The sequence below is a fragment of the Oceanispirochaeta sp. genome (genome assembly GCF_027859075.1).
Taxonomy (GTDB): Bacteria; Spirochaetota; Spirochaetia; order DSM-2461; family DSM-2461; genus Oceanispirochaeta.
In genome coordinates, this window is sequence record NZ_JAQIBL010000303.1 from 1 (window position 1) to 8,352 (window position 8,352).

General features: G+C 42.1%; 9 protein-coding genes. All 9 read left to right on the forward strand.

All coding sequences use genetic code 11. The features are described 5' to 3' along the window. The first annotated feature begins 141 nt into the window (after window positions 1–141). Entirely contained in the window at window positions 142–1,176 is a 1,035-nt protein-coding gene (locus PF479_RS16940; protein ID WP_298009030.1) for a substrate-binding domain-containing protein, read from the forward strand. 100 nt (window positions 1,177–1,276) lie between these two features. Beyond that, on the forward strand, window positions 1,277–2,761 hold the full coding sequence (locus PF479_RS16945; RefSeq protein ID WP_298009033.1) for a sugar ABC transporter ATP-binding protein: 1,485 nt from the start codon (window positions 1,277–1,279) through the stop codon (window positions 2,759–2,761). Between the two features lies 1 nt (window position 2,762). After that, entirely contained in the window at window positions 2,763–3,785 is a 1,023-nt protein-coding gene (locus PF479_RS16950; RefSeq protein ID WP_298009036.1) for an ABC transporter permease, read from the forward strand. A gap of 2 nt (window positions 3,786–3,787) precedes the next feature. Further along, on the forward strand, window positions 3,788–4,849 hold the full coding sequence (locus tag PF479_RS16955) for an ABC transporter permease (RefSeq protein WP_298009039.1): 1,062 nt from the start codon (window positions 3,788–3,790) through the stop codon (window positions 4,847–4,849). Between the two features lie 157 nt (window positions 4,850–5,006). After that, window positions 5,007–5,162, forward strand: a complete 156-nt coding sequence (locus tag PF479_RS16960) for a hypothetical protein (protein ID WP_298009041.1) — start codon at window positions 5,007–5,009, stop codon at window positions 5,160–5,162. 121 nt (window positions 5,163–5,283) lie between these two features. After that, a complete protein-coding gene (locus tag PF479_RS16965; protein WP_298009044.1) occupies window positions 5,284–5,496 on the forward strand; it encodes a uroporphyrinogen decarboxylase family protein in 213 nt (70 codons plus the stop codon). Continuing rightward, window positions 5,493–6,659: an iron-containing alcohol dehydrogenase gene (locus PF479_RS16970; protein ID WP_298009047.1), complete on the forward strand. Its 1,167-nt coding sequence runs from the start codon at window positions 5,493–5,495 to the stop codon at window positions 6,657–6,659. The genes PF479_RS16965 and PF479_RS16970 overlap by 4 nt, the downstream gene beginning before the upstream one ends. A 74-nt stretch (window positions 6,660–6,733) precedes the next feature. Beyond that, the gene (locus PF479_RS16975) at window positions 6,734–7,624 is read left to right on the forward strand and encodes an SMP-30/gluconolactonase/LRE family protein (RefSeq protein ID WP_298009050.1); all 891 of its coding nucleotides are present in this window, start codon (window positions 6,734–6,736) and stop codon (window positions 7,622–7,624) included. Between the two features lie 25 nt (window positions 7,625–7,649). Next, on the forward strand, window positions 7,650–8,352 hold a 703-nt coding region (locus PF479_RS16980), incomplete at its 3' end, for an aldehyde ferredoxin oxidoreductase N-terminal domain-containing protein (protein WP_298009053.1).

Below are 8,352 nucleotides of genomic sequence, written 5' to 3' on the forward strand. Positions count from 1 at the left end.
ATATTATTTTATATGTAGAATTTTAATTGACAAATACTTTTTGGTATGTAAAAATACTCTTAGATTGTTAATCTGTTTTTGTAATTATTCAGCTTCTATAAAAAAATTCGATGAGTTGGATAAAAGAAAAAGGAGAATGTTATGAAAAAGTTTTTTAGTTTTCTATGTGTTGCATTGTTGGTATTCACAACAACCGCATTGTTCGCCAATGGAAGTCAGGAAGAAAAAGGTGATGATCCTATAAAAATCGCATTTTTCGTATCCGACATGAGCAATGTATTTCACCAGGGACAGTTTGTAGCAGCTAAAGAATATGCCATGGACAAATATGGTGCTGAAGTGTATGCATTTGATGGTAAATCTGACGGCACTGTAATGCTTGAAAACCTGGATCAGGTTGTACCTCAGGGTATGGATATGGTTTCCATCCACACATGGGATGTTGAAGCCGCAAGACCCGGGATTCAGGATGCACTGGACGCCGGTGTTATCATGGCAACATTTTTCACACCTCAGGCTAATCCGGCAATTCCTGTAGTTCGAAGTGATGAGGCCGGAACATCCTTTGACATGGGTGCGGAAGCTGCTACACAGTGGAAAAAAGCGAATCCTGACAAACCTATCGTAATGGTTCAGGTTGGATGGCCAAATCATACAGAAGTAAAATCAGGACGTCATGATCCTTTCGTAGCGGGTGTTCTTTCTGTAGATCCTACTGCAACAGATCTGGGTTGTCTTGAAGCCAATAAGGGTGGAGATACAACAAAACAGGTAATACTTGACCTTGTTACTCAAAGACCTGAAGTTAATATTATTTATTCAGAAGCTTCTAATCTGACTGTGGGCACAATGGCTGCACTGAGACAGGCAGGCAGAGGTGTAATGGACAATGGTGTTCCTTTAACAGAAATCGTTGCCAGTGTTGACTTTGATCCTGTAGAAATGAAACAGGTTTATGATCCCAACAGTTCACTTAAACTTTCAATGGGCCTTCCTCCTGTACAGACAGGACAGGGTAGAATTGACAACCTCTTTGCAATTAAGAACGGAAAGATTGATCAGATAGCAGCCAATGGAATATCAGAAGAAGATTTCAAAGAAAGCTTCACTATTTCCTATTGGACAATGAAAAAATCAGATGCTGAAGCATGGCTCAAAGAGCAGTTTGGAAACTGATACTGATATTGAATTAAACTATTTACAGTAAATATTTAAAAAACGGGAGGAAGAGACATTCATTATTCCTCCCGCAATTATTAGGAATAGGGTGTTAGAAATGATTGATAACGTCTTGGAAATCAGAAATCTTGTTAAAGTGTACCCCGGTGTCAAAGCTGTAAATGATGTCAGTTTCGATATTAAAAAAAATACTATCCATTGCCTTGTAGGTGAAAATGGAGCAGGTAAGTCTACATTGATCAAGATTCTGACAGGCGCAGAGTCCAGAACCAACGGAACCATTCATCTTAATGGTGAAGAATATCATGTAAAGAATCCAAAAGAAGCTAAAAATTTGGGAATAAGCACACTATTTCAGGAATTGAATGTAGTAGATCAGCTCAGTGTTGAAGAAAACCTGACACTTGGTATGGAAGACACGACTTTAGGGTTTTTAAGAAAAACGGATAAGTCTAAAAAAATGGAAAACGTTCTTAAAGATCTTGAACCATCCATTGATCCTAAACAATTAGTCTCAACTTTAAGCGTGGCAAAGAAACAGATAGTGGAAATTGCAAAGGCAGTGGCATCAGAGGCTGACATTATCATAATGGATGAACCTACTGCTGCTATCTCTGAAGCTGAGATAGAGCGACTGTTCGGTATTATCAGACATCTGCATAAGAACAATGTAACAGTAATCTACATATCCCACAGACTGGATGAAATATTTGAGATTGGTGAATATGTCACAGTCATGCGTGATGGTGGTCATATTGAGACAAAAAGCCTCTCCAATGTAGATGGCAGATCAGAATTGATAAAAATGATGATTGGAAAGACTGTATTCGAGGAATATGTCCCTAAAGAGGAACAGTCCGCTGAAATGGTTCTCAAAGTCAAGAATATTTCCAATCATAAGTTGAATGATATCTCCTTTGACCTTAAAAAAGGAGAAATAGCCGGTTTTTATGGACTGGTAGGTGCCGGTAAAACAGAGCTGGCCCGGGCTATCTTTGGTATTGATGAATATGAGGGTGACATATTTTTTAAAGGTAAAAAACTTGGACAGTCCCCTCATGAAACGATTGGAGCAGGAATTGCACTGGTGCCTGAAGAAAGACGTTCTCAGGGACTCTTTACGATGTTGAGCATCCGGAGCAATACAACTGTAATAAAAATGAAAGACATTTCCAGGAACGGATTTGTAGATTCGGCAAAAGAAAAAAAGATAACCCTCGACTATATCAGCAAACTGAAGATTGCACCAAACGGAACGGAAAAAGAAGTGGCCAAGCTCTCGGGTGGAAATCAGCAAAAAGTGGTTTTTTCCAAATGTCTGTTTGCTAATGCAGACTTGCTTCTTCTGGATGAACCGACCAGAGGTGTGGATGTCGGTGCAAAAAGTGAAATTTATCAAATTATCCGTGAACTGGCCGAAGAGGGAAAGTCAATATTGATCTTCTCTTCCGAACTTCCGGAGATTGTTAATATTTGTGACAGTATCTACCTGATGTTTGAAGGCGATATGAAATGTAAACTAGAAAATGGACCTGACATTGACAGTGAATCGATACTGCATACTGCAGCATGTGGAGATTAAGATGGGAACTAAAACAAGATTATTAAAAAGAGCAGACAGCTCAATGAGTAATGAATCATTTATTAGCCTTTTTATGATCAGTGTTCTGGTTATACTCTTCGGCATTGCGTGTGCAATCGTACCGAATTTTTATCTGCCAATGAACATGCTGAATCTGATAATGAATTACTGGTACATCATAATTCTTGGAATAGGTGTCACCTTTCTTCTGGTAACCGGAAACTTTGACATGTCAGTAGGTGGAGTCATCGCCATGACAGGTGTACTTTCAGTTTATTTTTCACAAAGTGCTGTGGTATTGAAAAACCCACTGGCCGTAGGACTGGGACTCCCCTATGGAGTGGCTGTGGGACTGGCTTTGTTATGCGCCTTGGCTGTGGGTGCTGTAAACGCTTTTTTCATTGTCAAATTAAAGGTTCCTTCCATTATAGTCACCCTCGGTACAATGATGCTTGCCAGGGGTGTCGGCCAGGTCGTGACCCTGGGAGCTCAGAGGAACACCAGTCTTCCAGATATATTCGGTGTCATAGGAAATGCCTCCATACCGGGTACTCCCATAAAAGTATCAGTTCTTATTATGGTAGGCCTTTTAATAATTGCTGTTGTTATTGAAAAAACGACAATATTCGGAAGGCGTACATATCTTATCGGTGCAAACCGGGAAGCAGCCAGATTATCAGGTATAAGAGTGGAACGCCATCTGACGACTCTTTTTCTTACCAGCGCTCTTTTAGCCGGGATCACAGGAATATTGATGGCATCAGAATTTAAAGCCGGTATTTCAAACAGAGCAACAGGATTTGAATTTGATGCATTGGTGATCTGTCTTCTGGGAGGCACCAATATTAATGGAGGATTCGGATCCGTACTCGGTACTGTTGTCGGGGCTCTTGTTCTGGGAGTCGTCACATCAGCAGCGACAGGAATGGTCCTGTCACCTGACTGGCAGTTTTTTTTAAAAGGAACAGTTACATTTCTCGCAATTCTCGCCCAGCGATACGCTCTGGACAGAAGGAAAGGCTGAATATGGTAAATACTGATGAGCGGAATGCGGAAGGTGTGAAGATGAATACTAAGAATTTAAAGATAGATAAGACTCATAAATGGAACAGAGTTGTAAAAAAATACTACATATACGCTGTGTTGCTGTTGATAGTCATTGTTTTCAGCGTCATGAAGCTGGATGAAGTTACTTTCTTCGGAAGGGGGCATTTTTTAAGCCCGGCAAGCATAACCAATCTGCTGAGAAGTGCGGTTCCGATCCTGACTCTGAGTGGAGCGTTCACTCTGCTGATGATTTCCGGAAATATAGACTTGTCGGTGGGAAGTGCCATGAGTCTGAATGCGGTAGTTTACTCGTTGATGATCCTGAATGGTTTCTCCATGGGAATCGCCTTTATCCTGACACTCATTCTGGGTATATTCTGCGGATTCATAAATGGTTATATAGTTCAGAAGCTGAGAATTACACCGGTTATTGCAACATTGGTGACCTTAAACCTGTTCAAGGGTGTGGCTCTCCTTATTGTACCCAATGGTGTATCAGCAATAAAAGGGACGGCAGATAAAGTTATGCCTATATGGATCAATGATTATGCCCGGAAAAAAGTCCTCCTTGGACTTCCGACAGCATTCTATGTCGCCATATTGGTAATCGTATTGCTGATAATCACTCAAAGAAAAACAATCCTGGGCAAATATGCCGTTGCAGTCGGTGGTAACAGAACTGCTGCAGAGTTATCCGGTATTAACGCCAGACAAGTTGCCTGGCTGCTTTATATCCTGGTGGGATTTATGGCCGCATTGGCTGGAATTGCCCGGGCAAGCTACATGTCTACAGGCAATCCTCTTTCCGGTGACGGTATGGAACTGGATAACATAATAGCTGTTTTACTGGGAGGAACCGCATTTGCTGGTGGAGAAGGATCTGTTGCGAAAACCATGGTTGGGGCCTTGATTATAATGTGTGTCACAACCGGTCTGATGACTGTTATCCCCCCGTACTGGCAGTCAGTGGCTAAGGGTACGGTGCTGGTTATTGCAGTGGTCCTCAACAAGATGCTGATCAAGACTGGAGTTGAAGCCTGAAAGAACTTTTCTTTAAATATTTTTGATCCCGGAGATACTGGAATGGTTAGTGATAAAGAAAAAAACATACTTCGCTCCCTTGCTGATCAGTGGATGGAATTTGCCAGCCTCCCGGTTATGAAAGATAAAATAAGACTCTGGAAAAGTGTTTGCAAAAGTGGGAAAACGAATTGACATTGCCTGGATCTGCGGGACCGATTTCGGAACACAAACTTCTACCTTCTGTTCTCTGACTACCTTTGATGAGCTGTACAAACCCTATTACCGGAAAATGAATGACTGGATTCATCAAAATACGGAATGGAAAACATGATGGAAGGCTTTATCGATGCGGGTTTCGATATTATCAACCCCCTTCAGTGGACTGCAGAGGGCATGGATCCCAAGCGTTTCAAAGACCACGATGGGGGGGACTGACTTTCTGAGGAGGTGTTGTGGATACACAGAAAACCCTGCCCTTCGGGACTCCCGGGCAGGTGAGAGAAGAGGTGTTAGAACACTGTGAACAATTTTCCGGAAATGGGGGATTTGTAATCAGCACAATTCACAATGTTCAGAAAGAAACCCCTATAAAAAACATGGTAGCAATGCTGGATGCATTACAAGAATACAACAAAAAATATAAATATTTAGGAGAAATACAATGATTAAAGATTTTTTTTACTACGAGCCCGTTAAGCTGTTATTTGGAGAAGGAGCCTTGAATCAGACCGGTGAATATGCATCGGCATATGGAAAAAAAGCTCTGATTATAACAACGGGAACCTTCTTTAAAGAGAGTGGTCTTGTAGACCGTCTTCAGAGAATCCTGAAAAAATCCAAAATAGATTCAGTATACTTTTCAGCCGTAGATCCCAATCCTCTTCACACACAGATTGATGCGGGAGCCGCAGTTGCCAAATCCGAAGGATGTGATATGTTCATCGGCCTGGGAGGTGGATCTGCAATAGATGCAGCCAAGGGAATGGCAGTGGCCTTTGGTCACGACAGACCTATCTGGGACTTTTGTATCGGTGAGGATGTACAGGTAATCTCTGCAAAGACAATGCCCATCATTGCAATAACAACAACATCCGGCACAGGTAGTGAAGCCACTCAGTGGTCTGTCATTACAAATCCCAGCTCTGAAGAAAAGCCCGGAATCGGTTCTGACAATACCTTTGCAAAAGTAGCTATTGTCGACCCGGAACTGATGGCGTCCATGCCTCCGAAAATTACTGCATCCACTGGATTTGATACTCTGGCTCATGCGATCGAAGCATACACCAGTACGGCATCAACTCCTATTACAGATATGATGTGCGAAAAAGCCATCCGCCTTGTCGGGCTATATCTCAGACGCGCCGTAAAGGATGGAAGCGATAGAGAAGCCAGAAATGGAATGGCCTTTGCTAATACTCTGGCTGGTATCGGAATTGCTAATGGGGTTGTAACCGTCTGTCACGGACTGGCTCACTCAGTCGGCGGTGTTTGCGGCACAACCCATGGTGAAACCCTGGCCTGTATGACACCTCAGACCTTCAGGTTTTCCATGAGAGCCAATCCCGAAAAATACAAAAACATCGGTATGTGGCTGCGGAATGAATACTTCAATGAAGGCCAGGATTTACTTGAAGACAGCTTGGAAGAAGTGGAAGCTGTCATTAATGACGTGGGTCTGAATGTAGGTTTGAGAGCCCTGGGTGTTGATGATAAACACCTGGATAAGATCGCTAACGGTGTAATCGGCTACATGGGCGGTTCTATTGAAATCGATCCAATGAACCCCACAAAAGAAGACTTGATTCAAATTCTGAAAGAGTCTATGTAATTCGAGATTAATATTATTGAACAAAAAAGGGGGCCCGACACCGGGGCCCTTAATAAATCTGCCAGGAATCAAGAATGAAAGAATATTTTAAAGAAAATGCAGAGCATGTGCTCAGTGTACAGAACGAAATCGGAGAAGCCCCTCTCTGGATTCCCGAAGAAAACCGGCTTTATTGGACAGATACTGAAAATTCATGCATTTTCAATCTCAATCCCTCCACCTCGGAAGTCAATAAATATGAATTATCCATGCCTGTTACGTCTCTGGTCAGACGCCGGGGCGGCGGATGGGTGATCATCACCAAAAAGGGACTGGCATTCTGGGATCAGATGAACAATCAGTGTGAATTCATATGTGATCCTGTATCCGATAATGATTCACTGGCATTCAACGACGGTACTGTTGATTCTGCAGGAAGACTCCTTGCCGGAACTATGAACTTCAATGAAGTTACATCTCCTGAGGGTTGTTTATTCAGCCTCAATGAAAAACTCGAATTGACCCGGTTGGATTCCAATCTATGCACCGCCAATGGGATGAGTTTTTCTCCCGATGGAAAGATACTTTACGTATCAGAACAATGGAACAGTAAAATTCTCTGTTATGATTATGACAGTTCAATGGGTACACTTTCCAACCGTCGTATTTTTGCAGAAGTTGATCCGAAAAACGGATATCCTGACGGGATCATCATTGATAATGAAGGATACCTCTGGAATGGCCGTTGGGGTGCATTCCAGATTGTAAGATATAGTCCCGATGGAAAAATCGACCGTAAATACAATATTCCTGTTGAAACGTCAACTTGTGTAGGTTTTGGAGGTAAGGATCTTTCAGATCTTTATATATCAACAGCCTGGTACGGTAAATCGGATATTGAAAGACAGAAGGAACCCTATGCGGGCGACCTTTTCAGAATAAAGACAGACGTCAAAGGCAGACTGGAACCCAGGTTCGCAGGATAATCAGGATAAAAGAAGGGAGAACAATATGTACGGTTATATGGGTAAGGTTCTGAGGATAAACCTAAGTAATGAATCTGTAACAGAAGAGCAACTTTCTGAAGATATAGCCAGAAAGTATATAGGCGGATGCGGACTGGGTGCTAAATTCCTGGCTGATGAAACAGGCCCTGACACAGATCCCCTGGGTCCTGACAATATTATGGTTTTTGCCACGGGTCCCTTAAATGGATCAGGCCTCTTCAATAGTGACAGATTTGATGTTGTCAGTAAGTCTCCTTTGACGGGCATTTTTGCCGAAGCCAGTGCCGGAGGATATTGGGCCAATAAATTCAAACGCTGCGGATATGATGCTCTCATCATCAAGGGGGCCTCTAAAAAACCGGTTTATATCAACATTACAGACGAGAAAGTAGAAATCAAAGATGCTGCTTTTATCTGGGGAAAAGATACCTTTGACAGCACAGATCTTTTAAAGGAAGCCGAAGGCAAAGATGCCAAAGCTGCAGTGATTGGCGAAGCCGGAGAAAAACAAGTTTTAATATCCTGCATTATAACCGATGGTATCCATGGAAGAGCCCTGGGGCGTTGCGGCTTAGGTGCAGTCATGGGATCAAAGAATCTTAAGGCTGTCGTGGTTAATGGAAAATTAAAAGCTGAATTATCTGATAAAGAAGTTATAAAAAATATTTCAAAAAAAATGTCAATTAAGATTAAAAGTGATATGAAAG